Origin of the sequence: Shinella sp. SUS2 (assembly GCF_001262505.1) — a bacterium.
Taxonomy (GTDB): Bacteria; Pseudomonadota; Alphaproteobacteria; order Rhizobiales; family Rhizobiaceae; genus Shinella.
The window spans coordinates 1-24,336 of record NZ_KQ410761.1 but is presented as its reverse complement, the minus strand read 5'-3'; the positions used below and the strand labels follow the sequence as shown (position 1 = coordinate 24,336).

Below are 24,336 nucleotides of genomic sequence, written 5' to 3'. Positions count from 1 at the left end.
ATCTCGACGGCGTCGTTCGCTGGCGTCTGTGCGATCTGGCGCAATGGCTGTGGGAGGAGTTTCGCGTTTCGGTGAGCGAGCAGACGCTCAGCCGCGAAGTCCGGGCCATGGGCTATCGCAAGCTCGCTGTTCGGCCCAAACATCACGCGCAAGACCCTCAAGCCATTGAGGGTTTTAAAAAAGCTTCCCTGCCGCAGTGGCAGAGATTGCCGCTGGAGCGGCCCGAGGAAAACGCATAGAGATTTGGTTTCAGGATGAGGCCCGTACGGGGAAAAAAAAAAAGATCACCCGCCGATGGGCCAGGCGAGGAACACGGCCTTCAGCACCGCACGATCAGCGCACAAGGTCGGCCTACATCTTCGGCGCAATCTGCCCCAAGCTCGGCAAGGCGGCGGCGCTGGTCATGCCATGGTGCGACACCTACGCCATGACCCAGCATCTGGCCGAAATCGCCCGACACGTCGATGCCGACGCGCACGCTATCCTCATCATGGATCAGGCAGGCTGGCACATGTCCAACAATCTCGTCGTGCCCGAAAACATCACCATTCTGCCACTCCCGCCGAAATCGCCGGAGCTGAACCCGGTCGAAAACCTCTGGCATTTCATGCGCGACAACTGGTTATCAAACCGCGTGTTCAAATCATACGACGACATCGTCGATCATTGCTGCGATGCCTGGCGGCGGCTCGAAAGCCAGCCATGGCGCGTCATGTCGATCGGACGCAGAGAATGGGCCAATGGGTTTTGATCAGTGAGGGACCGTATAAAGCGTAAGCAGGAAGAATAGCAGAGCGGCCACGGACCAACTCAGGACCGTGAAGGCCTGGCTGCCGCCGACGCTGAGCGCATAGCCAATTTCGAAGGCGCTCGCGAGCATCAACATGGTCCATGCGCGTCCGCTGCTTTGGGGCTGTTCGATTGCATTTGTCATTTCAGTATCCTTTTAGATCGGAAGGGATGGGTGGAGGAGAAGTGATTGCTATGCCGCGCCGCTTAGGCGAAGACCGACGACCCCGCCGATGACGAGGGCGATTCCGAGCAGCTTTTTCACGTTTAGTTGCTGGCCGAAGAACAGGGCGCCCAGAATGACGATGCCGACGCCCGCAACGGAGGTCCAGATGGCGTAACCGACACCAACATCGAAGGTGAGCAGAGCGAGGCTGAGGAAGAAGGTGGCGATTGCGCCGCTGACCAGGGTCACGGCGGTCCACCCGGTATGCGTGAAACCTTTCGCCTTCCCGGCACTGATCGCTACGGCGATTTCAAAGATTACGGCAGCTCCAAGATATAGCCAGCTCATCGAATTTTCCTTTCATTGCTGGTTGGAATTGCTTTGAAATTATCAGGCGTGGAAAAAACTGGCCAAAGCGTATATCTCAGGGGCTGAATGAATCAGATTCATCATGGGCGATGATCAGTCTCGAAAGGTCTATCGTTGCGAAAGCTTCCGCCGCTCCACGGCTTGCGCGCCTTCGAGGCCGCCGCCCGGCATCTGCATTTCTCAGCTGCGGCCGAAGAGCTGCATCTAACGCCGACAGCAATCAGCCATCAGGTGCGACAGCTTGAGGAGATTCTGGGCGTCGAGTTATTTCGGCGCTATCCGCGCCCGGTACGGCTTACAACAGCGGGAGAACAGCTGTTCCCGGTACTCAGGGATTCCCTTGATCGCATCGCGACCGCCATCGAGCAGTTGTCAGACCGTCAGGATGGCCCACTGCGCCTTTCCGTTACAATGGCTTTTGCCAGCAGGTGGTTGATGCCTCGTCTTCCGCAACTGCGCGAAGAGACAGGACTGAGCGTTGCCATCGAGGCGGATGATCGCGTCGCGGATTTGCATGTCTCGGGTATCGATATGGCGATACGCTATGCCGAGCGCCCTGGCGCTGACGCCGAATGGCATCGGCTGTTTCCAGACCGCATCGTACCCGTTTGCGCTCCTGGCCTGTTGTCGGGCACGGAGCTGCTTTTACCGGATCAAGTCCTCGCGCTGCCGTTGCTGCACTATCGCTGGAGATCGGGAGCTGCAAATGCGCCGAACTGGGAGCGATGGCAGGCCCATGCACAGGTAGACGGCGTTTCACCGAAAATCAGCCAGACATTTTCCGAAGAAGTCCACGCTTTGGACGCCGCTCTGGCAGGTCAGGGAGCCGTGCTCGCCTCGGAACATCTCGTCGGAGACCAATTGAAGACCGGCGCGCTCTTGCGGGTGTCAGATATCGCTTTGCCGGGGCCAACCTACTGGGCGGTCTTCCTCGCGAGCCATCCGGCAAAAGAACGGCTCACAACACTGCTGGATTGGTTTCGGAAACAAACCTGACGACTACAGATGCTGATTGTCATGCCGTCGCACCCGCTACGTCGGCACAAGCCTGAGACGTCACAGACAGAAGTCTCCGCGAGAGGATTCAGTTGAGAAAACGATTCTCACGAAGGACTGCTTTAGCGAGAGCTACGAACGCGCGAATCTTCGCTGAGGCGGACCTCCCCTCTGGATGCAGGATATGGATGGGTATGCGCTCAAGGCTGCCAAAGCCGCAGGCAGGCCAGTCGATGATGGGACTGCCTGGCAAAATGGTCAGCTGGGCGACGACATCAGGCATCTGGTCGAGCAAGGCAGGACTCAGTGAGTCAATCCGCTGTCCTGAAACATCGCTCGAAACAGCGAGGCAACGCTTCCGTTAACGACGAACCATGCGGCTCGCTGTAGTCTCGCGTTGACGGGACCCCAGTCGCACGACCGATTAAGATGGCGCCAAACTGGCCGCATCGGACGATGCGGCCAGAAAGTGCTGGGTGACTAGAGTTCCAGCTCACGCTTGCGCGCGAGCAGTGCCCTGAACTCCGGATCGTCTGCGAGGGTTTGTAGTGCCCAGAACTCTTCGAGCCACTCTGCTTCGCCCTCCCAATCGCTTTCGATCAAAAGTCTCACATTTTCCAGGGCGCCTTCGCGATCGCCGGCAAGTGCCCGCGCTCCGGCAGCATGGAAGCGGCTCCAGTTGATCTGCCCGCTGGCTCGCTCGAAATGCGAGGCCAACTCGCGGCAATGATCAGTGTCGAGATCACCGACGTTCTCGGCAGGCAACCGGCAACTATAGGCCACATGCCGATCCAATTCCGAAAGGCCGATGGATCGGCCGATGGCGATGGAGCCCTTGTTGGATTCATGGCTGTGCCATTCGACGCCATGCAGGCCACGCCGCACACATTCGGCGGTGGTCATCGAAGCAACCACACGCCCGAGCCCCAGCCGGCGGAAATCGGGTTCCGTGCCGACGCCGACTTCGCACCGTTGACCGCTGACGCTGTCCGTCACGCTATGGCTGACGATCTGCCCATTGTGCAGAGCGCAGTACCCAACAGCCTGGTTGAAGAACGCCTCCGGAGAGGTCCAGCCCTCGACGCAATCCTCCACCGTTTCAAGATTGCCAGGCTTGCGATCGAATAGCGCTCGATCGATCGGCAGGATCTCAAATCCTGGACCTGGCTGACGTACTGCCGGCAAGGCTGTGCCCGCAACATGCCCCATGCGAACACGCGGATGAGGGATTGCGAACCCATTGCTCCACGCCTTCGAAAGGTGTGGAACCCAGCGGGTTTCCGCAAAAAGATAGGCCCAGTCGGGGATTGTTTCCCGCAGGCTAGCGAGAGTTTCGTCCTCGGTGTCCGGGTTGCCCGCGAGATAGTAGGCGTCCCCGTTGGCGACGACCGTCACCTGGGGGCTGATTGGATTGTCTACCCACACCTCGCCATCGATCGTACCGTCAAGGACGGATACGATAGCAACGTGGATAGAAGAGAGTTCAGCTAAAATAGTCTGAGCGACCGAATAGGTCTCGTGCTCGAGTTTTTGCATTGATAAGCGATCCTATGGATGCGGCGGTGCTTTGCGCCTGCACCATCGATGGGAACAAGTGGAACAGATCATCTGCTCCGAAGGCAGCCGGCATACGCCCGCCGGCACTCGGCATGGTGTTGGCTGCCATCTTGGTACCTCGCTCATCACTATCGGCTACTGCGATTGGTTCGCAGGAGGGCTCCTTTAATTCGTGGACTGACGCCGGGCAAGTGGTTCACCGCGAGAATTGTCATCCTCCCTGCGGGTGGGCCGTTTGGCTCTTGGCGGCCCGATACAAAACCAACACCAAGATATTGTTGGCGAAAGCGCAATGCTGTACTGCCTCGTTCGCGCATATTTTCCTACTGAGTCAGAGAGTTGACTTAAATGAATCTTCCACTGAATGGCGCAGAGATAACGTTTCGACGGGTTACGTCTGCAAAGGTCTCTGAAATTTGCGAACTGAGCGAGACCCTGCCTGACGATCAGAGGGAATTTGTCGCGGAAACCCGCACAGTGCCGGCATAGAGGCCGGTGTCGTTCACCTGGCGCATCTGCGGGTGGGCCAGATCAATAGCTGCAGCTTTCGCGTCGGCAGTGCGTCCAAGCCGGACAAAAAGGATGGGGACTGCCTCGTCTTTACCGTTAGCTCAGTCGAGCGCGACAGCCTGCTCTTTGCGCTGAAGAATGTCGAGGAGCGCGCCAAAAGCCTGCGTGGGCGCTACGTCGCGGCACTTAAAGGGGAGATGGCACAATGACCGCCTCCCTCACCACCGCCGCCCGAATCACCATCGAGCTTTCCGACGATCTGCTCGGCATCATCAACAAGGCGCCGAGACGCGGCCTCCATCTCGTTAGCAACGCGCGCGGGAAGGCATTCGTCAAGGAGAGCTTCGGAAACTGGTTCAGGGATAGGTGCACTGGGGCCGGCGTGACGAAATCCGCTTACGGTCTCAGGAAGCTGAGCGCGACACTGGCGGCCGAGGGTGGCGCCGCCACGCATCAGCTGCTCGCCCAGTACGGCTGGACGAACATCGCAACGGCCGAAATCTACACAAAAGGCGTGTACCGGAAGCGGCTCGGCATCGAGGCCAGCCGCATCGTCGCGGATCAGATCGGGAACATAAAATTCCCTCACTCTAATCCAGATGAGGGGCTAATCCAGATGAGGGGGAAATCCGAAAAACAGAATAAAAACAAATCCTAAGTAGATCGGTTTTGACCTCTCATCCACCATCGCCACGACCCGTTCAGGACACACGCTGCGCTGCCGACGGTACGAAACATCGCCCGGGTGAACATGAACTTCCAGACCAATCTACGCCTACGTGTATAAGCAAGTTGAGCCGGGTGCATCCACACATGACCCGGGATTGCAGGAAAGAAAGATTCACCCGGTATTGACGCCATCTTCGTCCATGCGATCACGTTGAGCATCTACCTCCAAGAAGCGTAAGACTTGAGACCCGGGAGCCTCCCCTCTTATAGCTCAACCGGGTCTCTCACTGACTAGAAATGAAGAGCCAACAGATCATCTACTGTATCGACATTTCCTTGCGCCAGCGAAAAACGATGCTCACTGACAACGCGCAGTCTCACCGTGATTTTGAGGCATCGAGCTATAGATGATGCCTCACCAGCGGCCACAAGATCATCGCATAGATCGTGATGGATAGCCCGACACCGATCGCGCGCCCGATTTGGTAGATCGCATCGTCGCGATGGATCGGGCTTCTATTCGGTCGCCTTGAAGTTGCGCTCGGAGTTCTCATAGTGCCTTCGCTAAAAACGGTAGAAATAGTAGACTGGCGATGATGATGCATGCGACGGTCGCGCAAACCTCGGCGGCTTTCTCTGTTTTCGTCTTGGCCACACCCGCTCTCATGTTTTCTGATTATCTTCTTGTTCTCGATCAAAAACTGGAAATATCTGATAGTCAATCCAAGAAATACGATGATCAATTTATAGTGTATATCAGCTATCGGTAGCTTTTGTCCGTAAGCCTTCCGGGGCGCGGCGACGGCGATATAGCCCTCCCTGGAGTTTAGACTGACACCCAAAGGATAACATCATGTTTGCAACGCTATCTCTGGTACTACTGGAGCGCGCCTATAACCGTGCCTTCATCAGCGCCCAGCGCACCAATGCCTAGATGCCGTAATGGGCCGGCGTCTCACGAGTAGCCAGTTTGGTGGCTGTCCCTCAGAATGATGATGTTTGGAACGAGGTCCGAGCGATCGGCCTCAAGCATCATGCGAGGAACAGCCATGGGGTATTATGCAGGCATCGACGTCTCGCTGAAAGAGAGCAGTGTGTGTGTGGTCGACGCGACGGGCAAGCTGGTTCGGGAGGTCATGGTAGGCAGCGAGCCAGAATGCCTGGTCGGGTATTTTGATCAACTGGGCTTTCCCGTAGAGCGCATCGGCCTTGAAGCGGGGCCTTTGTCCCAATGGCTGTATGCGGCTCGCGTTGCTGCGGGGCATGATGTGGTTTTGCTGGAAACGCGGCATGTGAAGGCGGCGCTTTCGGCGATGACGATGAAGACTGACCGCAAGGATGCACGAGGGATCGCGCAACTGCTCCGCATGGGATGGTACGCCCGGTTCACGCCAAATCGTCGCCGGCCCAGGACACTCGGGCTCTATTGGTCGGCCGCAAGCTTCTGCAATCCAAGCTACTCGACGTCGAGCTCAGTATTCGGGGCATCCTGCGTGGCTATGGGTTAAAGGTCGGCGAGGTCAGCCGCGGGCGTTTCGAGGCGCGCATCCGCGAACTGATTGCAGGGCATTCGACATTGTCGAGGGTGATTGACGCGATGCTGACGGCGCGAGTAGCGCTGTGGAGCGAATTTACGAAGCTGCACCGCGAGATGCGCAGGATCGCCCGCGCCGACAAAGTTTGCAAAAGGCTGATGAGCGCACCAGGCGTCGGTGCCCTGGTTGCGCTGACCTATCGCTCCGCGGTTGATGATCCTGCCCGGTTCGAAAAGTCCAGGACGGTGGGTGCCTACTTCGGTCTGACGCCGAAGAAATATCAATCCGGCGAAACCGATCGGGATGGCGGAGTCAGTAAGGTCGGCGACGCTATGGTGCAAACGGCATTGTTCGAGACCGCCCACATAATGCTGACGCGGGCGACGCGCTTTTCCAGTCTAAAACGTTGGGCGCTCGATGTGGCCAGGCGTCGCGGGATGAAGCGTGCGAAGGTCGCCCTTGCCCGCAAACTCGGTGTCGTTCTTCACCGCATGTGGGTGGATGCAACTTCGCTGGAGCGTAAGCCCTGTCGCGGCATGAGGAGAGATATGTGATTGATGCAGGCAAGCACAAGGTCTGCATCTGATAAGGTCCCGTCGCTGGGACGCAGGCTTGGCAAGGTCGTGTGTAGTGCTGTGACCGCTTCGGCGAAGCACGCTCCCTAGATTGACCTGTCGGCTTGTTGATCTGATGGCATAGTGTGGCAGTCTTCGTGCTGACCACGGACAGAAGCATGACCCCAGCGACGAGATAATCATTCCGAGGGACTTGACGGACAAAGGCCCATTACAGAAGCACGACTTTGGCAGAATTTTAGAAGAGAGTGGTCGGCGGCAGTGCGGACATCGTGTTGATGGTGGCCGTTCGAGGGCGGCGATGATAGTCGCGCGGATGGCCGGAAGGGTGGGCTGGGGTGGCGGGCCCTGGCTTCTTTTTTTCCCGCTTCGCCTGCTTGAGGCGCCGAGATTGAAGGAAGGCATAAGCAATCATGGTCATGAGCGCGTGCCGATGCAGCCCCGTCCATGATCGTCCCTCGAAGTGGTCGAGCCCGAGTTCCTCCTTCAACTGCTGATGCGCCTGCTCGCGGATCCAGCGCGCCTTGATCGCGCCGGCCAGGCGCTTGAGCGAGGTGTCGGCGGGCAGGTTCGAGAGGTAATATTTGCCCTCTCCATTCGAACGATGTTCGCCGATCAGCCAGGCCTCTTCTCCCGGCAGATGCTGCTGCCCCATGTCGCCGATCCTCTGGGTCGGCCCGTCGGCCACCTTGATCCGCACGGCGGCGAAGCGGGCCTTCAGCGGCCCCTTGGTGCCACGTCGCCAACTCAGCGTGCGCCAGGGCGCGGTCGCCAGCGTCTTCTCCGCCGATACCGACTTTGCGTCGGGCACATGGTTCTTGCGCGGGCGCCCGCGCCCGGCGACGGGACAGATGAGGGCCAGGTCAACCGGATAGACCTTCTGGGTCCCCCCAACGCCCACGGCCCAGGTAAGGCCACGCTCGCTCAGCCCCTGCCGGAAGGGCGCGGAGATCGGCGTCGATCTCGTAAAGGACCCGTCGAAGGCGCTCGAGCTTCCGATCGCCGTCCAGATCCTCTTCGTCGGCATCGAACTCGGCAGCTTCACCGGGAAGGCGTTGAACGACTAAATCACCGATGGCCGGGCTGACTACGTCGGTGCCCGTCAAATCGTCAACGGCACGGACAAGGCCGAGAAAATTGCCGGCTATGCCGTAGCCTTCGAGCGGGCGCTTGTCGCTGCAGGATACAAATCCGCCACCAAACCGGCTTTGCCCGGCGCTGAACCTACCGGCCCGGCAACGAGCTTCCCGATATCGTTGAGCTCGACTGGTGGACGTGGCCGACGAAGTGCGTCCTGCCTGAGGGGCAGTTCATACTGAATACGCTATGGACGATCAGGCCGACGCTGTTTCCCGAGAAGGAAATTAGGGTCCGATCGAATGTGTTCACGGTGTCGCCCTGAAAATCCGCCGGGTGGGAACGTTGATATCGACACTCGAGAACCGCATTCATTTTAGGTGCGTCTACGACAATCTAGATGAACGAAGTAGGGATCACTAATATGCTTGTTGACGAAGGACGCTTTTCTGCTCGGCTTGAGCCGGCGGGAGGCCTGGAGCTTCCTCATCGCGTTGTTGTGGAGCAGAATTAAGGGCCAAAGCGTCGGGAGGATGAAGGATATCCAGGCGGTACCGGAAGGATTCGATCTCGGCGTTTGAGAAGCGTTCCAGATCTTGAAGTATCCACATCGCAATCGCAATCAATTCAGAATCGCTCAGATTCTGATTTTCGTTCTGAATGAGAGGAACCATAGCCACCAGTTCGCAGCTCTGCCCGGATTGATCATAAACTCGTACAAGAAAATTCTGCATAGCTTCCTCCAAATTGGTGGGAAGCGATCCATAATACACGTTTTAGCAGATTTTTTTATTTTTTGATGCGCACAATTGTGTGACTTCACTGACGTGATCGTTTACCATCCAGGCTGCCGTAGAATTTAGAGCACGTCCTGTTCAATCCGGTTCATACCCTGCTGCCCTGAAGTCGTTGGCACATTCGGCGGGTGAGAACTGGTCGAGTATGTCGCCGAGTGCATCCCATAGGGCTTTGATGGTCCGCTCGGCTTTGGCGCGCAGCAGTGCCTTGAGTTTCGAGAAGGCATTTTCGATCGGGTTGAAGTACGGGCTGTACGGCGGCAGGTAAAGCAGGCGTGCTCCTGCCGCCTCGATGGCATCGCGAACACCGGTGATCTTGTGGGCAGGCAAATTGTCCATCACGACGACGTCGCCTGACGACAGACTCGGCACCAGTATCTGCTCGACATAGGTGAGGAACACATTGCCGTTCTTGGCGTTATCGTAGACGACGGCGCGCTCATGCCCGTCAGTCGCAATGCGCCGGTGAAGGTTGTCGTTCTCCAGTGGCCGTGCGGGATGCCGGCTCTGCAGCGTTCACCGCATGGCGCTCTTCCACGCAGACGCGCCATCTTGGTCGACAGCCCGGTCTCATCGATGAAGACGAGGCGTGCCGGATCGAGGTCAGGCTGGCCGTCGAACCAGGCGCGGCGGCGTTTCAGGATGTCGGGACGGTCCTGCTCCAGCGCGTGGGCGGATTTATTGAATGGCCCACCCATTCCCCCAGCATCGAGTACGATGCTGATATCCAGAAAGCGAAAGGAGCGAGCCAATGTCTATTGCGATCCTCGGGATTGATCTGGGCAAAAACGCTTGCAGCATAGTTGGCGTGGATGCGGTCGGCGCGGTCATTGTTCGCTGAACGATGCGTCGGCAGACGTTGATTGACTACGTTGGCAGGCTTCCGACCTGTGTGGTCGCAACACATGCCGGGCGAGGAAGCCTGGTTGGTTGGCGAATGGCGATCAAAAGACGAGCGTAAATACTACCTGTCCGACTTGCCGGCCGATGCGACATTGAAAGCGCTGGCGGCCGCCATCAAGGCGAGATGGGTTTGCGCGACAACAATTCTTCCGCATCCCAGCCATAGAATTTAGATGCGGCCTGATTTGCGTGCATGATATCCAGATTATCGCCGTCGCACAGCAACATGGGCATCGGATTTGCGTCGAACAACTGGCCAAGCCATTCCTCGCGCTGCTTCAAATCAGTGATGTCGATGCGCATGCCGATAGCGCCGCCGTCGAGCGTTCGGCGGTCGTCGTGCCGGAGCCATCGGCCGTCGCGAAGCTGCTGTTCTTCCTGTGCGGCAGGCAGCCGGAACTTCTCCATGCGCTCGACAAGCCATGTTTCCTTGTCCTCGATGAATTCCCGCATCTCGTCGCCGGCAAGGTTGATCTTCAGTATCTCCTCAAAATGAATGCCCGGCCGAAGATGCCTGGCAATGTCACTGTAGAGTTCTGCATATTTCTGGTTCCAAAGGACCTATCGGCCCTCTGCGTCAAAAACGCAGACCGCTTGAGGCAGCATGTCGAGAATGGATCGCAAGCGGATTTCTGCGACTGGAACTTCTTGTTCCTTTGTCCGCTCGACATCGATGAAAACCGTCATCATTTCGTCGGAGCGGCCCAGCCAGCGCGCGATCCTGACACATGCACGTCTTTCATGGCCTGCGCCGTCTACGATGCGACACAGCGGCATCTCTAACTCAAGCGGCCAATCGGGCAGAAGCAGCTCCATTGGGAGCCCGTCGAATTGATCGCGCGTGTAAAAGAGCCTGCGTGCACGATGGTTCCTGCGGCATCAAAAATAAAAGCTGCAGTTGGACATGCGTCGCGAGATGCAAATAGTACCGCGTCAGGCATCGTCACTCCAAACGGTACGGCCTTTTTCAAGGCCGCAATTCCGTTACGGTATCGTGCGAAGGTAACGATGGCGTTGATGGAGCTGAATCCTCATTGCGCGACGGTGGCCGAAGCGTAAGGTGGCCTACGGGCTCAATTTGCCGATCCTGAGAGCGAAGCGTGCTCCTTGTCGTGCAGCGCGAACCGATCAAGCATGTGTGCACTCGCCTCGTTGACGCCGATGACGGCGACCTCGATACCCTGGCACCGGTATTTGAGGACGATTTTGTCGAGCGCGCCGACGGCCGTGATGTCCCACAGATGCGCCTGCGTGACGTCGATAGTCACCTTGCGCAGCGTCTCGGTGAAATCGAACGCCGCCGTGAAGCTTTCCGCCGACGCGAAGAAGATCTGGCCGTCGACATGGTAGGTGCGTTCCGTACCCTCCGCACCCAGCGTCGAGCGCACGTGGAAGAGCTTGGCGACCTTGCCGGCGAAGAACACGCCGGAGAGCAGCACGCCGACGAGTACACCCTTGGCAAGGTCATGGGTGCCAACCACGGTCGCGACCGTTGCCAGCATTACGATGGAGGAAGACAGAGGATTGCGGCGCAGGTCGAGGATCGAGCGCCAGGAAAAAGTGCCGATCGAGACCATGATCATGACGGCGACCAGGGCTGCCATCGGAATGATGCGCACGAGATCGTCCAGCACGAGGATGAGGAACAGCAGGAAGGCGCCTGCGACGAAGGTCGAGAGACGTCCACGGCCGCCGGAGGTGACGTTGATCACCGACTGGCCGATCATGGCGCATCCACCCATGCCGCCGATGAGGCTGGAAGCGATGTTGCTCGCTCCCTGACCGATACATTCCTGGCTCTTGGAACTCGGCGTATCCGTCATGTCGTCCACGATCTGTGCAGTCAGCAGTGATTCCAGCAGGCCGACTGCGGCGAGCGCCATGGAGTACGGGAAAATGATCTGCAGCGTCTCGAAGGTCAGCGGCACCTGGGGCAGTGCGAAGATCGGCAGCGCGGAGGGTAGTTCGCCGAGATCGCCGACCGTGCGCAGGTCCAGGCCGCCCCAATAGGCGACGCCGGTCAGCACGAGGATCGCGACCAGCGGCGACGGGATGGCCTTGGTGACATAAGGGAAGAGATAGATGATCGCGAGGCCCGCCGCGATCATCGCATAGGTCAGCCCCGGCACACCGATCAGCTCCGGCAGCTGCGCCATGAAGATGAGGATCGCGAGTGCGTTGACGAAGCCGGTGATGACGGAGCGCGAGACGAAGCGCATGACGCGGCTGAGCTTCAGAAAGCCCGCACCGATCTGGATGAAGCCCATCAAAAGCGTTGCCGCGAAGAGATATTCCAGCCCGTGCTCCTTGACGAGCGTGACCATCAGAACGGCCGTCGCCGCCGTGGCGGCGGAGATCATGCCGGGCCGGCCGCCGACGAAGGCGGAGACGCAGGCGATGGCGAAGGAGGCGAAGAGCCCGATCTTGGGATCGACGCCGGCAATGACGGAAAATCCGATGGCTTCGGGAATGAGGGCAAGCGCCACTACGATGCCGGAGAGAGTATCGGCGCGAATGTTCGAGAACCACTCACGCTTGTAGGTCGTCAGATTGAACATGAAAAGTCCGCAAGAGTAGTGCATCCAGACCGGATGATGTCCGGCATGTGAACTGGTTTGATGCTTTTGCGTTGTCTGGCGGATCGGCGGCCAGAAGAGCCACCCGGATTTTCACCGGGTCCGGGGTGAATGAACCCCTTATAGAAAATGCTGTGCAGCGGTCAACGGCGATTTGGCATAAGATTTGGTTGAACCTGGGAGAAGGCACGAATGAAACGGAAGGCTACCTGTTCCTGCGGCGCGCTTTCGCTTGTCGCGCAGGGCGAACCGGTGACAGTCTCCGTCTGCCATTGCCTGGAATGCCAGCGCCGGAAAGGCTCCGCTTGCGGGATTGCTGTGTTCTTTGCAATTGGAATGACCGAAGTCGCCAGCATATCTACGGTGTTATCCCGGATCGGCGACCGCGGCAAGCCCGTCGAGTTTCACTTCTGCCCTTCCTGCCGATTCACCCTCTTCTGGGAGCCAGACTTTCGCCCTGGCATGACGGCTTTGGCTCTTGGCTGCTTTGAGGAGAAGGATGGACTGGAGCCAACACAACGCGTCTTTGATCACCATCGGCATCCGTGGGTCATGGTACAGACCTCCTGAGAGCGTTTCCACCTTTCCTCGAAGCGGCGATCACTGTTCGTTTGGCAGGAATTACTCTGACCGGCTCATATGTCAGTCTCTCCGGAGCCTTTTCCGGCCGCCCGCCGCATTCGGATGGCGGCTGCGATAAAGACGCGGGAGAGGCCGTGATAGAGTGGCTCGCGCGAGAGAATACGGGACGTAAGATAGCCGAGCATCGAGACGGCCATGATGGGAATCACCGCCTCGTGGTCGCCCGTCATTTCGAGAATGATGACAAAGGCCGTCATCGGCGCCTGCACGACGCCGGCGAAGTAACCCGCCATGCCAAGCACGGCGGCAAGCGCGATGCTGGTTCCGAGGAGTGAGCCCAATGTGCTGCCGAGGCCCGCGCCAACGGAAAGGGAAGGGGCGAAGATACCCCCCGGAATGCCTGACAGCATCGAAAGGAAGCCGGCGGCGAACTTTTCCAGGAAGAACAAGTGCGGCAGGGCTTCGCCCTGTACGGCGCCCTTGGCCTGCTCATAGCCGGTGCCGAAGGTATCGCCACCCGAGAGCACGCCTATAGCGGCGATGGCCAGTCCGCAGCAGAGAGCCAGCAGCACCATGCGCTTCATCGGCTCGGGCTGTGCCCAGCGTCGGATGCGCTGCCCGAAATGCTGTGCCATGCCACTGAAGATCGCGCCGAGCGCTCCGCCACCGATGCCGCAGGCCAGGACCAGCGCCCAGTCCCGCATCTGAACGGGCGCGACCGACGTCGATCCGAAATAGTGGTAGCTGCCTGAAAGGCCGAGCGCTGCAAGGCCGGAGATGATGACGGCGGCAAGCACGAGACCATTGGTGCGGGCTTCATAGGTGCGGCCCATCTCCTCTATCGCAAAGACGATGCCGGCAAGCGGGGTATTGAAGGCGGCGGCGATGCCGGCAGCCGAGCCCGCGAGAATGAGGCCGCGGGCCTGCGCCATGCCGCCGAAGCGACCGGCGGCCAGCATGATCGAGGCACCGACCTGTACCGTCGGCCCCTCTCGGCCGATGGAGGCGCCGCAAAGAAGACCGAATACCGTCAGGAGAATCTTGCCGAAGGCGATGCGCAGGGACAGCAAGCGGCCGCGATCCTCCTCGTCCTTGAGATGCCGCGCGGCGATTGCCTGGGGGATGCCACTGCCCTGCGCGTTCGGAAGAAAACGCATCGCCAGATAGGCCGAGAGGGCGAAACCGGCCGGGGTTATGAGAAGCGGAATGAGATAATTCCATTCGCCAGCCGTTGTCATGCTTGTGAAGCCGTGCTGAGCGAGGTCGGCAAGCTTGGCGAAGCCGACGCTGACAACCCCGATGGCGAGCGCGCCGCACCAGAAGATGAGGCGCGGACGCCAGAGGGAAAACGAGCCCCAGAAGACGCGGGACCGACGCAGAAGCTTGGATTTGCGATAGAATGCGGGCATCGTCTTGCTTCGATCAAATTTGGCAATGGCGGGCTATCGGCTGGCGGCTGGTCCAACGTGATCGCCGGCCGGCCGGTGCCGCCGGTCTATGAACCCATACCCTACTTCACCCGAATGGCCGAGCGCGAATCCAGGTGATGGGGGTGATGCAGGTTCATTCAAAGGGCGATAGGCCTGAAAATCGCGGCCATTCGGTTTCTGGAATACATCCAGATCGAATTCCGGAAGGATCGCAAGCAGATGGTCGATGATATCCGACTGGATGCCTTCTTAGACGTCCCAGGCCGGTGTCCTGGTGAAACAGTAAACCTCCAGAGGTAGGCTGTGTGCGCTGTAGGTTACCCGAAATCGACGGAGACCATCACTCGGTCGGAAAAAAATGTCCAGCAACAGTCGCGACGGGCACGACGCGCTGGCGACCGTCATAGAATTTCTGCACCCCAGCGACGAGCTCATGGTGACTCGGCTCGGCCGATTGGGCCGCGATTGTCGGTCGGGTCACCGCCTCACAGATCGCTTCCGCATCCTTTGCATCGTTCTTCTGCCGCTTCACGTACGGTTTGACGCAAGACGCCGGCATTAGCGTTCGTGGACAAAGGTTGACTGCGGAATCGGTTTTTGATTCAAGGCTTTCATTTGGAGGTAGCCTTGGGCGAACGGATCGGTTTGACGGACGAGGAATGGGCGGTGATCGGCCCGCTTCTTCCCCCCGAGCAAGGACGCGGATGCCGCCCTGCTCAGGACAATCGGCGCTATTTCGAAGGCATGATGTGGATGGCGCGCACGGGTGCGCAATGGCGACACCTGCCTGATGAATACGGCAAGTGGAACAGCGTCTTCCGCCGATATCGACGCTGGGTTGAGACCGGTGTGTTCGAAGCAATGCTCGAAACGCTGGCAGAGATGGTCGAGCGGGATCGAAGCGCCGACATGATCGACAGCACAATTGTCCGGGCACATTGGCCTGCCCCCATGGGGTGATCCATTTGGAATGTTAGTGCATGCTCGGTCTGCTGGCCACTGCCGGTGTTGACGCCGGTCCGTTCTGGCGAGGCCAGACAGCGGCTTCAGGTGCCGGTGGCTTGTAGGCCAGCGAAGAGTGTGGCCGCACAGTGTTGTAGTGACGTCGCCAGTTTTCGATGATGATCTTTGCCTCCTTGAGCGTGTAGAAGATTTCTCCGTTGAGCAGTTCGTCACGGAGCTTCGAGTTGAAGCTCTCGCAATAGCCGTTTTCCCACGGACTGCCCGGCATGATGTAGGCGGTCTTGGCTCCCACCGCCGCGATCCACTCCCGTAGCGCCTTGGCGATGAATTCCGGGCCGTTGTCGGAACGAATATGGGTCGGGATGCCGCGCAGGATGAACAGGTCGGAAAGCACGTCGATGACATCGACGGCCTTCAGCTTTCTCTCGACCCTTATGGCGATGCATTCCCTTGTGAACTCATCGATCACGTTGAGCATGCGGATTTTCCTGCCATTGTGCGTCCGATCCTCGACGAAGTCATAGGACCAGACATGGTTGGGGTATTCCGGTCGCAGTCGGATGCACGAACTGTCGTTCAACCACAGCCGACCGCGCTTAGGTTGCTTGTGCGGCACTTTCAGCCCCTCCCGTCGCCAGATGCGCTCGACCCGTTTGACGTTCACGATCCAGCCAGCCTGATGCAGCATCGCAGTGATGCGGCGATAGCCATAGCGGCCGTACTGGAGGGCAAGCGTCGTGATGTCTGCGGTCAACGCCGCTTCATCATCCGGGGTCTTGGCGATCTTGCGCTGTGTGGAACGATGCTGACCGAGAACCCGGCATGCCCGTCTCTCGGACACTTTCAGTTCATTGATGACATGATCCACGCAAGCGCGACGACGGGCGGGGCTCAGAAGTTTCCCTTGGCGGCCTCCGCTAAAATCATCTTGTCCAAGGTGAGGTCGGAAACGGCGCGCCGGAGCCGGGCATTCTCCGCTTCCAGCTCCTTCAGGCGCTTCACCTGGTCGCCCTTGAGGCCACCGTATTCGGAACGCCACCGATAGTATGTAACTTCCGTCACGCCTATCGACCGGATCGCTTCCGCCATCGATTTTCCCTGCGCATTCAGCACGTCAACCTGACGAAGCTTCGTGACGATCTCTTCTGCCTTGTGTCTTTTCCCTGCCATTTCAATGTCCTTCCTCGGCTCATAAGCCATACTTCAAGAAGGATCACTTTTCAGGGGGCAGACCAGAAGGCGCCAGTGCCTCGATGATCGGGGTGATGCCGAGGCTTTTCGTGCGGGGGGCGGCGAGATCCACCACGTTGCGGATGACGCTGTCGATCGAAACGTCCTCCAGGTCCGAGGCATCCTTGCGCGCGAAGGTCTTGAGATGCTTGACGGTGCGCTGCATGCGCTTGACGAGGGAGCGGGCATCGACGATGCGCGCGCCTGCGGCTTCGGCGGATTTCCTGCCGGCCAGCACGCCGGCGGTGGCGAGCGTCGCGTCGAGCGCGGCGAGCGGCTGGCTTACCTCGTGCACGATGGCCGCGGACATGCGGCCGAGCGCCGCCATCTTCTCCGAATGGATGAGGCCCTCCTGGGCACGGCGCAGCTCGTCCTCGGTCCTGCGGCGCATGTCGATCTCGCAGGCGAGATCCTGCGTGCGTTCGGCCACCATGCGTTCGAGCAGTTCACCCTGCCGCAGCCGCATGCGGATGATCTGGGCGCGCTGGTGCAGGAAATAGAGCGCGCCCGTCGCCAGCAGACCGGCGATCAGCGCGGCGAGCGCCCAGAAGCCGGCGAGCTTGGCCGTGTCCCCGGTACCGGTTGCCGCCAGCACGTGCCAGCCGTCCGGCTCGACCGTCGAGAAGCGGGCGAGCAGCGGCGCGCCGCCCTGTGCGATGCGAAGCGCCGGGTCCTCCAGAGCGCCGGTGGGCAGGCCCACCCCTTCCGGCAGGATCGGCCTGCGGGCCGCAAGGTCGGCGCCCTCGTAGGTGCGTTCCGCCGCAAGCCGCGCCAAAGCCTCCGTTCCGAGCGGCGCCAGCGGACGGTACTTCCAGTCTGGGTTGCCCGAGAGGAAGACGATGCCCCAGCGATCCGCGATGGCGGTCTGTACGCCGGCCGCCTCCCAGGCCAATTCCAGCGGCGACAGGTCCGCCTTGACAACGACGACGATGGGCGGCTTTCCGGCAATATCGATGCGCGAGGCGAGGAAGTAGCCGGGCTTGCCGGTCGTCACGCCAATGGCATAGTAGCGCCCCTCGCCTTCGCGCATCGCATACCGGAAATAGGGGCGGAAACTGTAGTCCTGTCCGACGAAGCTCTCCGGCGTCATATGATTGCTCGCCGCAAGGGTCACGCCGTGCGCGTCGAGCACGTAGAGTTCGGCGGGACCGGCCTGCCGGACGATGGTTTCCAGGTAGGCGTTGGCCGCGTCGAGTGCCGTTTCGCCGCGCTCCGTTCCTGCGATCGCCCGGATGCGCGCGTCCTCGCCGATCACCATCGGCAAGTAGCGGAAACGCTCGATCTCCGTTTCGATGGCGCGATTGGTCAGGACGAGACTGCGCTGGAGTTGGCCTTCGAGCGTGGCAATGGCGACACCGCTTGCCAGGTAGTAGGCGACGAAGGGCGCTATGCAGGTGACGACAAGCATGGCGATCGTCATGCGACCGATGGTGCGAGTCATTTTCGGGCCGATCCGTCTCTCGCTTCTCTCACCCATGAGCTTAGCGTTCCTTGCATGCGAAAAGAACAGGAGATTGGCCCCCGGTGAGACGGATCATTTACCGGGCTCCCGCGATATCGCCTCGCCATCCGCGCAGGGCCGCAGCACGACAGGCTCTCCCTTGTCGCGGCCAAGCTCCCGGCAGCCGTCCGCCGCGCAGAGCGTCCAGCCGGAGCCGGTGGCGCCGGACGAGGCGAGGACCAGTGTGGTGAGCGGTGCGGCATGCGGCTCCCACACCCACCAGCCGTCCTTGCGGCGCGCGCCTTCGCCAGGCTCCATGCCGGCGCCCGAGCCCTTCACCCGCGCCTCCCGCAGCACCAGCCCGTCCGGCGTGACGGCCCAGCTTTCCTGCCATGCGGTCTTCTCAACCGAATGGGTCCAGCCCAAGGTGAAGAGACCGGCGGCAAGGGCGATGGCCTTGCCGCCGGCAATGCACAGCAGGGTGCTCATGCCGCTTCCGGCGCGGCCGCTGCCCGCGCCCTGCGCCAGATGAGGACAGCGAAGACCGCCCCGAGCGCAAAGCCAATCTCATCCGTCACGGGCAGCGCGGCGAGCATGCTGAAGGAGGCAGCGGTGGCGAGCGCCCGTTCGAAGAGGTTGAGCCGGACGGCGGCAAAGCCGATCACCGCGGCGCCCCAAAGGCCGATAGCGAAGCCCGTTTTGAAGACGATATAGGCGACGGCCGCCGGATAGCCGAGCGACGCGGCAAGCGGCCCTCCTTCCTGCAGCATCAGCGCCGGCGAATAGACCGCCATGAAAGGGATGACGAAGCCGGCGGCTGCCACCTTGATGGCCTCGAAGGAGATCTTCAGGCCGCTTTCGCGGGCGATGGGGGCTGCCGCGAAGCAGGCGAGCGCTACCGGCGGCGTCAGGTCGGCGAGAATGCCGAAATAGAATACGAACATGTGGCTGACGATCAGCGGCACGCCGAGTTCGAGCAATGCCGGGCCGGCGATGGACGAAGTTATGATGTAGTTCGGGATCGTCGGAATGCCCATGCCGAGCACCAGGCAGGTCACCATGGTCAGGAGCAGCGACAGGAGGAGGCTCTTGCCGCCGACCGACACGATGAACTGGCCGAAGGTGTTGGCCGCCCCGGTCAGCGTCATCGTGCCGATGATGATGCCGACGAGCGCGCAGGCTATGGCCACCGGCAGCGCGGTCTTGGCGCCATCCGCCAGCGCGTCGCGGCAGATGGCTAGCGTCTCCCGGCCGCCCTTCCAGATACCATTGGCAAGGACCAGCACCGCCAGCGCGACGACGACGACCTCCATGCCGAACTTAAAGAAGGCGGCGGCGACGAGGCCGAGGCCGATCCAGAAGATCACCCGGACCGCGGTCGATGGAAGGCCAAGGGCGATGGAACTGCCGAGGATCAGCAGCAGCGTGAAGCCGAGGCCAACGGTGCCGGCGAAGAGGGGCGTGTAGCCGGAGAACAGCAGCCAGACGAGGGCGGCGAGCGGCAGGACCAGATACCAGCCCTTGGTGATCGCGGCGCGGGCCGAGGGCAGTTCGTTACGGGGCAGCCCGAGAAGCCCGCGCTTGCCTGCCTCCAGATGGACCATCCAGAAGGCGGACGCGAAGTAGAGGATTGCCGGAATGAGGGCGGCCTTGACGACCTCGTGATATTCGACGCCAAGCGTCTCGGCCATGATGAAGGCGACGGCACCCATGACCGGCGGCATGATCTGGCCGCCCATCGAGGCGGTGGCCTCGACGCCGCCGGCAAAGGCGGGGCGATAACCGAAGCGCTTCATCAGCGGAATGGTGAACTGGCCGGTCGTCACCACATTGGCGACGCCCGATCCGGAGATCGTCCCCATAAGGCCGGACGAAATGATCGCCACCTTCGCCGCTCCGCCGCGCCGCGCGCCGACGAGCCTGAGCGATACATCGTTGAAAAGCTGGATCATGCCGGCCTTTTCCAGGAAGGCGCCGAACAAGATGAAGAGGAAGATGTAGCTTGAGGAAACCAGCGTCGGAATGCCGTATATGCCCTCCGTGCCATAGGCCATGTGGTCGATGACCTGGGAGAAGGCATAGCCGCGATGGTTGAGCGGCGAGGGCAGGTATTCGCCGAACAGGCAGTAGGCGAGGAAAGCGCCCGAGATGATCGGCAGGGCCGGTCCCATCAAGGCCCAGGCGGCGGCGAAGACGATGCCGATACCGATGACGCCAAAGGCGATGTCCTGCGGCAATGGATCGCCGGCCCGCACCAGCAGGTCGGCATATTCGTAGCATTGGTAGAAGGCGACGGCTGCTCCGAGCGCAGAAAGGCTCCAGGCGATCGCGCGGGCGGCTCCGCTCCTGGTCCCCATGGCGGCGAGCAGCGGAAAGATCAGGACCGTGACGAAACCGACATGGATTGCCCGGACGAGTTGGCTCGGCGGATCGAGAAGATGTGCGGCGGTTGCGATCTGGAACAGGGAAAACAGAAAGGCGATCGCAAAGAGCACCCGCCCTTCTTTCGTCGCCGGGAACGTGCCCGCGAGGGCGTCATGCTTGCTCAGCGCGGCGGCAGCGCCGTCGGCCGGTCCATTGGTGTCGTGCATCGTTTCCTCCCGAGCGACGGACTACTAAGGTATCTGTGCGGCGATCCTCCACCGCCGCACAGTCGTTGCTAAACGGTCAGAGCAGCCCCTTTTCCTTGTAGTAGCGTTCGGCGCCCGGATGCAGCGGGATGGGCATGCCTTTCAGCGCTTCTTTCAGATCGATCTGCTCGGCCGCCTTGTGGGCGGCGACCATGGCCGGCAGGTTCTCGAAGAGCTGCTTGGTCATCTGGTAGGCGGTTTCGTCGGAAACCTCCGAGTGCGTCACGAGGAAGTTGACCACCGCAACCGTCGGCACATCCTTGTCCTGGCCCTGGTATGTGCCCGCCGGAACGGTGGCGGCGATGTAGGGCGCGCCGAGCTTTGTGGCGATGTCTTCGGGAACGGAAACCATCTGCACGTCGAGCGAGGTGGCAAGGTCCTTAAACGACGAGACGCCGAGGCCGGCCGATTGCAGCGTGGCGTCGAGCTGACGATTTTTCATCAGCTCGACGGATTCGGCAAATGGCAGATATTCCGTCTTGCCTAGATCGTCATAGCTCATCCCGGCCGCCACCAAGATGGCACGGGCGTTCAGTTCTGTACCTGATTTCGGCGCGCCGACAGAGAGGCTCTTCCCCTTAAAGTCGGCGAGTGTGGCGATCCCGGACTCCTTCGACGCCATGATCTGAATGTAGTTCGGGTAAATGGCGGCTATACCGCGCAGCTTGTCGAGCGGTGCCTTGAAACCGGCTTCGGCATTGCCTTCCGCGGCGAGTTTGACGGAATCACCCAGCGCGAAGGCGATTTCGCCGCGGCTCTGTTGCAGGAGATTCAGGTTCTCGACAGAAGCCTTGGTGGCCTGAACTTGGGTGCGGGAGCCTGCGATCTTTTCGCCGTATATTTTCGAGAGTGCGACGCCGAGTGGATAATAGACGCCGGACGTGCCGCCCGTCAGGACGTTGATGAACTCGTCTGCTCGCGCGGCGGCGGCCGTGGTGAAGGCGATGGATACGCCGGTAGCAGCTATGATGACGGCGCGCTTCAACTTGTTTTTCATGGAAACTCCTCCCGTTTGGCAAAATGACGCAGCTCTCACGTCCGCGTCGTTGTTTAGATAGCAAGAGTCAGGCCAGATCAAAGCCGTTGACATGCTAAGGTGGGGCCGTGTGGCGCGCTTCGCGAATGGCAAGAAATTACTCGTCGAGGATGACATTTGGCAAGTTTTTGCTGAAGGTGGATATCCGTCTAGCGTTCGTGGACAAAGGTTCACTGCGGAGTCGGGTTTTGATTCAAGGCTTCCATTTGGAGGCAGCCTTGGGCGAACGGATTGGTTTGACAGACGATGAGTGGGCGGTGATCGGTCCGCTTCTTCCCGCTGAGCGAGGGCGCGGATGCCGCCCTGCTCAGGACAATCGGCGCTATTTCGAAGGCATGATGTGGATGGCGCGTACGGCTGCGCAATAGCGACACTTGCCTGATGAATACGGCAAGTGGAACAGCGTCTTCCGCCGATATCGACGCTGGGTTGAGACCGGTGTGTTCGAAGCAATGCTCGAAACTCTGGCTGAACTGGTCGATCGCGCGGCGGCTTCACCACCAAGCTCCATGCCCGCTGCGATGCGAAAGGCCGTCCGCGCGGCTTTGTCCTGACGCCCGGGCAGACGCATGATACCCAAGGCTTTGCGTCCTTGTTCCGGATGATCTCCGACCGGGTCGAAGCTTTCCTCGCCGACAAGGGTTACGACGCCGATCCCACACGACAAAGCCAAATACAAATGGCGTAACCAGATCGAGCGGCTCTTCAACAAGCTCAAGAACTGGCGGCGCGTTGCGACCCGCTATGACAAGACAAAGGAATCCTATCTCGGCTTCGTCGCAATCGCCGCAGTCAAACTATGGATGCCGTTTATCCGCGAGCGCTAGGTAACCCAACCCTGAGAGACGCTCGTCGAAACATACACATTCGGTGAAGGACGCCTTGCTCAATTGAGAATTTTGGTAAGGCTCCGGCTATATCGACGTCAATATAGCCAGTGATTTAACCATGGATATCATTAGCAGCGGTCACCCGCAGATCAGTCGGCTGGAGATAGGTGAGAAAGGTCGTCGTGGGCACTTTAATGACGAAGCCAAGCTGGCGACTGTCGCTGAGAGCTATAGTGGACCTCAGCAGCTATCGGCGACGGCTCGTCGCCATGAGATTACGCGCTTTCAGTAGAATAGCTGGCGCACGGCGGTGCTGGAAGGGCGGTTTGGGGGTGGTTCATTGGATGGCTTCGTTTCCGTTGTTCCGGATTACGACGCGGTGGCCGGGCCTCCTGTTCCGGTTGCTGAGGTGGAGTGTTGTCCTGGACTTGAACCGGGGTCGACTGTCGAACGTAGACCACAGCTTTGCGTGTCAGCACCGAGGTGGCAAGGAGAATTTGCTTGTCATCGCTCGCCTCCCTCGCTGCGACGCCGGCTGCGGCCATCAGAAGGGTTGCCAGCCTCGTGACAACGGGCTCCGTTCCGCGTCACTCAAATCTCGCATCTGCGGCGTATCGAACGGTATGCTCAGTTGCAGGGTCAGTATTGGCAAAGTCGAGGGTGGTGGTAGTGCCTTCATGGCGCGCCATCCTGGATGGCCGTGAGTCCATCCGTTGAACTTTGCCTGACACCACGCTCGGTAAGTAGCCTATGAAGCTCCATAAGGCTTGCCACCGCAACCTGTGGCTCGCCCATCTCCATGCTGGCGCAAAACGCTCGATCCAGCATCCATTCCGCAATCTGAATGACTTCGCCAGGCCGAACCTCTATCCGCACGATCGCGCCGCTGGCCCAATCCTCACGACTTTCGTGCCGAAAACAACCACCCTTGCGCCCGGTTCGGGCAAGACCATGAAAGCCTGGCTTTGGGCTTACGCACGCGATGATCGGCCCTATGGCGGAACCAGCCCGCCGATGGTGACCTATCGCTTCGAAGACAGCCGAGGTGCGCAGTGCGTGGCGCGGCCTCTCGTTGGCTTAATTGGTATCCTGCAAGTCGATGGATACATGGCCTACACCAGCCTGGCCAGGACGCGGGCCAAAGGCGGCAACAACGAGACGATCCAACTCGCAGGCTGCTGGGCGCATCTCAGGCGCAAGTTTTACGACCTGCACATCACCGGGGTCTCGCAGGCTGCGACGGATATGGTCGTCGCCATGAGCGCACTATGGAAGGTCGAGGATGAGGTTCGCGGCCGGGATGCCGAGACCAGAGCGACGCTGCGACAGCAAAAGTCCGCAGTCATTGTCACCGGCCTCTTCGATCTGTGGGAAAGAGAGCTGCGCAAAATCTCTGGGAATTCCAAGACTGCCGAGACGATCCGCTATGCACTCTCCTGGCGGGACGTGCTGGAGCAGTTCCTGGCGGACGGCCGTGTCGAAATCGACTCCAACATCGTCGAACGCGCGATCAGGCCTCAAACAATCACGAGAAAAATAGTCTATTCGCCGGCAGCGAAGGTGGTGGACGCACCTGGGCGACATTGGCCACTCTCCTTCAGACCTGTTGGGGTGGACGGCCCCCAAATCGGCATCGATGTGCCAGAATGAGGTCGTTACAGATCTCAAGCGAAGG

Annotated in this window: 19 protein-coding genes, 9 pseudogenes and 1 other annotated feature; of the genes and pseudogenes, 11 read left to right on the top strand and 17 right to left on the bottom strand. The window is 60.1% G+C overall.

Annotation, left to right across the window (positions count from 1 at the left end):
• Positions 1–751, top strand: a pseudogene (locus tag AKG11_RS30905) (IS630 family transposase); the annotation flags it as partial.
• Here the strand turns inward: AKG11_RS30905 and AKG11_RS30900 are convergent.
• Positions 752–934 (bottom strand): hypothetical protein, encoded by a 183-nt coding sequence (locus AKG11_RS30900; RefSeq protein WP_245290289.1) that lies wholly within the window; start codon positions 932–934, stop codon positions 752–754.
• A gap of 48 nt (positions 935–982) precedes the next feature.
• Positions 983–1,303 carry a DMT family transporter gene (locus tag AKG11_RS30895; RefSeq protein ID WP_024270026.1) on the bottom strand — a complete coding sequence of 107 codons (321 nt, stop codon included), beginning with the start codon at positions 1,301–1,303 and terminating at the stop codon, positions 983–985.
• A gap of 135 nt (positions 1,304–1,438) precedes the next feature.
• Between AKG11_RS30895 and AKG11_RS30890 the strand changes: the two genes are divergently transcribed.
• Positions 1,439–2,320 carry a LysR substrate-binding domain-containing protein gene (locus AKG11_RS30890; protein ID WP_024270025.1) on the top strand — a complete coding sequence of 294 codons (882 nt, stop codon included), beginning with the start codon at positions 1,439–1,441 and terminating at the stop codon, positions 2,318–2,320.
• A 480-nt stretch (positions 2,321–2,800) separates the two neighbouring features.
• Here AKG11_RS30890 and AKG11_RS30885 read toward each other — a convergent pair whose 3' ends face one another.
• On the bottom strand, positions 2,801–3,856 hold the full coding sequence (locus AKG11_RS30885; RefSeq protein WP_050746735.1) for a GNAT family N-acetyltransferase: 1,056 nt from the start codon (positions 3,854–3,856) through the stop codon (positions 2,801–2,803).
• 542 nt (positions 3,857–4,398) lie between these two features.
• On the opposite strand from AKG11_RS30885, the gene AKG11_RS30880 reads away from it, so the two are divergent.
• The 3 genes and pseudogenes from AKG11_RS30880 to AKG11_RS30870 all read left to right on the top strand — a co-directional run bounded on the left by AKG11_RS30880 (position 4,399) and on the right by AKG11_RS30870 (position 7,145).
• Entirely contained in the window at positions 4,399–4,596 is a 198-nt protein-coding gene (locus AKG11_RS30880) for a hypothetical protein (RefSeq protein ID WP_023517386.1), read from the top strand.
• The gene (locus AKG11_RS30875) at positions 4,593–5,045 is read left to right on the top strand and encodes a site-specific integrase (RefSeq protein WP_023517387.1); all 453 of its coding nucleotides are present in this window, start codon (positions 4,593–4,595) and stop codon (positions 5,043–5,045) included. Before AKG11_RS30880 ends, AKG11_RS30875 begins: the two co-directional genes overlap by 4 nt.
• Positions 5,046–6,105: 1,060 nt before the next feature.
• Positions 6,106–7,145, top strand: a pseudogene (locus tag AKG11_RS30870) (IS110 family transposase).
• A gap of 259 nt (positions 7,146–7,404) precedes the next feature.
• Here AKG11_RS30870 and AKG11_RS30865 read toward each other — a convergent pair.
• The 3 genes and pseudogenes from AKG11_RS30865 to AKG11_RS33995 form a co-directional block, all read right to left on the bottom strand.
• Positions 7,405–8,118: pseudogene (locus AKG11_RS30865) on the bottom strand (IS701 family transposase); the annotation flags it as partial.
• A 544-nt stretch (positions 8,119–8,662) separates the two neighbouring features.
• Positions 8,663–8,977 carry a hypothetical protein gene (locus AKG11_RS34850; protein ID WP_156334179.1) on the bottom strand — a complete coding sequence of 105 codons (315 nt, stop codon included), beginning with the start codon at positions 8,975–8,977 and terminating at the stop codon, positions 8,663–8,665.
• Between the two features lie 141 nt (positions 8,978–9,118).
• Positions 9,119–9,720 (bottom strand): annotated as a pseudogene (locus AKG11_RS33995) (IS630 family transposase); the annotation flags it as partial.
• Between the two features lie 219 nt (positions 9,721–9,939).
• On the opposite strand from AKG11_RS33995, the pseudogene AKG11_RS35555 reads away from it, so the two are divergent.
• A pseudogene (locus AKG11_RS35555) lies at positions 9,940–10,077 on the top strand (IS701 family transposase); the annotation flags it as partial.
• Here AKG11_RS35555 and AKG11_RS35740 read toward each other — a convergent pair.
• The 4 genes and pseudogenes from AKG11_RS35740 to AKG11_RS30845 all read right to left on the bottom strand — a co-directional run bounded on the left by AKG11_RS35740 (position 10,058) and on the right by AKG11_RS30845 (position 12,501).
• Positions 10,058–10,246: a PAS domain-containing protein gene (locus AKG11_RS35740; RefSeq protein WP_256363697.1), complete on the bottom strand. Its 189-nt coding sequence runs from the start codon at positions 10,244–10,246 to the stop codon at positions 10,058–10,060. The pseudogene AKG11_RS35555 and the gene AKG11_RS35740 overlap by 20 nt on opposite strands.
• A pseudogene (locus AKG11_RS35735) lies at positions 10,220–10,492 on the bottom strand (PAS-domain containing protein); the annotation flags it as partial. The pseudogene AKG11_RS35735 and the gene AKG11_RS35740, both read right to left, overlap by 27 nt.
• 12 nt (positions 10,493–10,504) lie before the next feature.
• Positions 10,505–10,759 carry a hypothetical protein gene (locus AKG11_RS30850; RefSeq protein ID WP_050746734.1) on the bottom strand — a complete coding sequence of 85 codons (255 nt, stop codon included), beginning with the start codon at positions 10,757–10,759 and terminating at the stop codon, positions 10,505–10,507.
• Between the two features lie 257 nt (positions 10,760–11,016).
• Positions 11,017–12,501, bottom strand: coding sequence for a SulP family inorganic anion transporter (locus AKG11_RS30845; protein WP_024270019.1), 1,485 nt, complete (start codon positions 12,499–12,501; stop codon positions 11,017–11,019).
• 69 nt (positions 12,502–12,570) lie between these two features.
• Positions 12,571–12,626: a sequence feature (sul1 is cis-regulatory element that is thought to sense ions involved in sulfur or methionine metabolism; They are found in Alphaproteobacteria), on the bottom strand.
• Positions 12,627–12,711: 85 nt separating this feature from the next.
• On the opposite strand from AKG11_RS30845, the gene AKG11_RS30840 reads away from it, so the two are divergent.
• Positions 12,712–13,089: a GFA family protein gene (locus tag AKG11_RS30840; RefSeq protein WP_037405224.1), complete on the top strand. Its 378-nt coding sequence runs from the start codon at positions 12,712–12,714 to the stop codon at positions 13,087–13,089.
• A gap of 65 nt (positions 13,090–13,154) precedes the next feature.
• Here AKG11_RS30840 and AKG11_RS30835 read toward each other — a convergent pair whose 3' ends face one another.
• Entirely contained in the window at positions 13,155–14,510 is a 1,356-nt protein-coding gene (locus AKG11_RS30835) for a chloride channel protein (RefSeq protein WP_023516470.1), read from the bottom strand.
• A gap of 484 nt (positions 14,511–14,994) precedes the next feature.
• Positions 14,995–15,093, bottom strand: a pseudogene (locus AKG11_RS34845) (IS110 family transposase); the annotation flags it as partial.
• Positions 15,094–15,158: 65 nt separating this feature from the next.
• On the opposite strand from AKG11_RS34845, the gene AKG11_RS30825 reads away from it, so the two are divergent.
• A complete protein-coding gene (locus AKG11_RS30825; RefSeq protein WP_157255853.1) occupies positions 15,159–15,491 on the top strand; it encodes an IS5 family transposase in 333 nt (110 codons plus the stop codon).
• A gap of 13 nt (positions 15,492–15,504) precedes the next feature.
• Here the strand turns inward: AKG11_RS30825 and AKG11_RS30820 are convergent.
• The 5 genes from AKG11_RS30820 to AKG11_RS30795 all read right to left on the bottom strand — a co-directional run bounded on the left by AKG11_RS30820 (position 15,505) and on the right by AKG11_RS30795 (position 21,792).
• Positions 15,505–16,664, bottom strand: a protein-coding gene (locus tag AKG11_RS30820) for an IS3 family transposase (protein ID WP_088016590.1) whose coding sequence is annotated in 2 segments (ribosomal slippage) — positions 15,505–16,400 and positions 16,400–16,664 — 1,161 coding nt in all. Because the reading frame shifts where the segments join, the coding sequence is not laid out codon by codon here.
• A 43-nt stretch (positions 16,665–16,707) separates the two neighbouring features.
• A complete protein-coding gene (locus AKG11_RS30810) occupies positions 16,708–18,165 on the bottom strand; it encodes a sensor histidine kinase (RefSeq protein ID WP_156334178.1) in 1,458 nt (485 codons plus the stop codon).
• A gap of 93 nt (positions 18,166–18,258) precedes the next feature.
• Entirely contained in the window at positions 18,259–18,654 is a 396-nt protein-coding gene (locus AKG11_RS30805) for a DUF1850 domain-containing protein (RefSeq protein ID WP_050746731.1), read from the bottom strand.
• The gene (locus tag AKG11_RS30800; protein ID WP_050746730.1) at positions 18,651–20,756 is read right to left on the bottom strand and encodes a TRAP transporter permease; all 2,106 of its coding nucleotides are present in this window, start codon (positions 20,754–20,756) and stop codon (positions 18,651–18,653) included. Before AKG11_RS30800 ends, AKG11_RS30805 begins: the two co-directional genes overlap by 4 nt.
• A gap of 76 nt (positions 20,757–20,832) precedes the next feature.
• Positions 20,833–21,792, bottom strand: a complete 960-nt coding sequence (locus AKG11_RS30795; RefSeq protein WP_082342858.1) for a TAXI family TRAP transporter solute-binding subunit — start codon at positions 21,790–21,792, stop codon at positions 20,833–20,835.
• A gap of 125 nt (positions 21,793–21,917) precedes the next feature.
• Here AKG11_RS30795 and AKG11_RS35915 point away from each other — a divergent pair, with 125 nt between their 5' ends.
• The 3 genes and pseudogenes from AKG11_RS35915 to AKG11_RS30780 all read left to right on the top strand — a co-directional run.
• Positions 21,918–22,199 (top strand): transposase, encoded by a 282-nt coding sequence (locus AKG11_RS35915; RefSeq protein ID WP_371260173.1) that lies wholly within the window; start codon positions 21,918–21,920, stop codon positions 22,197–22,199.
• 170 nt (positions 22,200–22,369) lie between these two features.
• Positions 22,370–22,519: pseudogene (locus AKG11_RS35910) on the top strand (transposase); the annotation flags it as partial.
• 1,048 nt (positions 22,520–23,567) lie between these two features.
• Positions 23,568–24,265: pseudogene (locus tag AKG11_RS30780) on the top strand (IS66 family transposase); the annotation flags it as partial.
• Positions 24,266–24,336 lie beyond the last annotated feature (71 nt).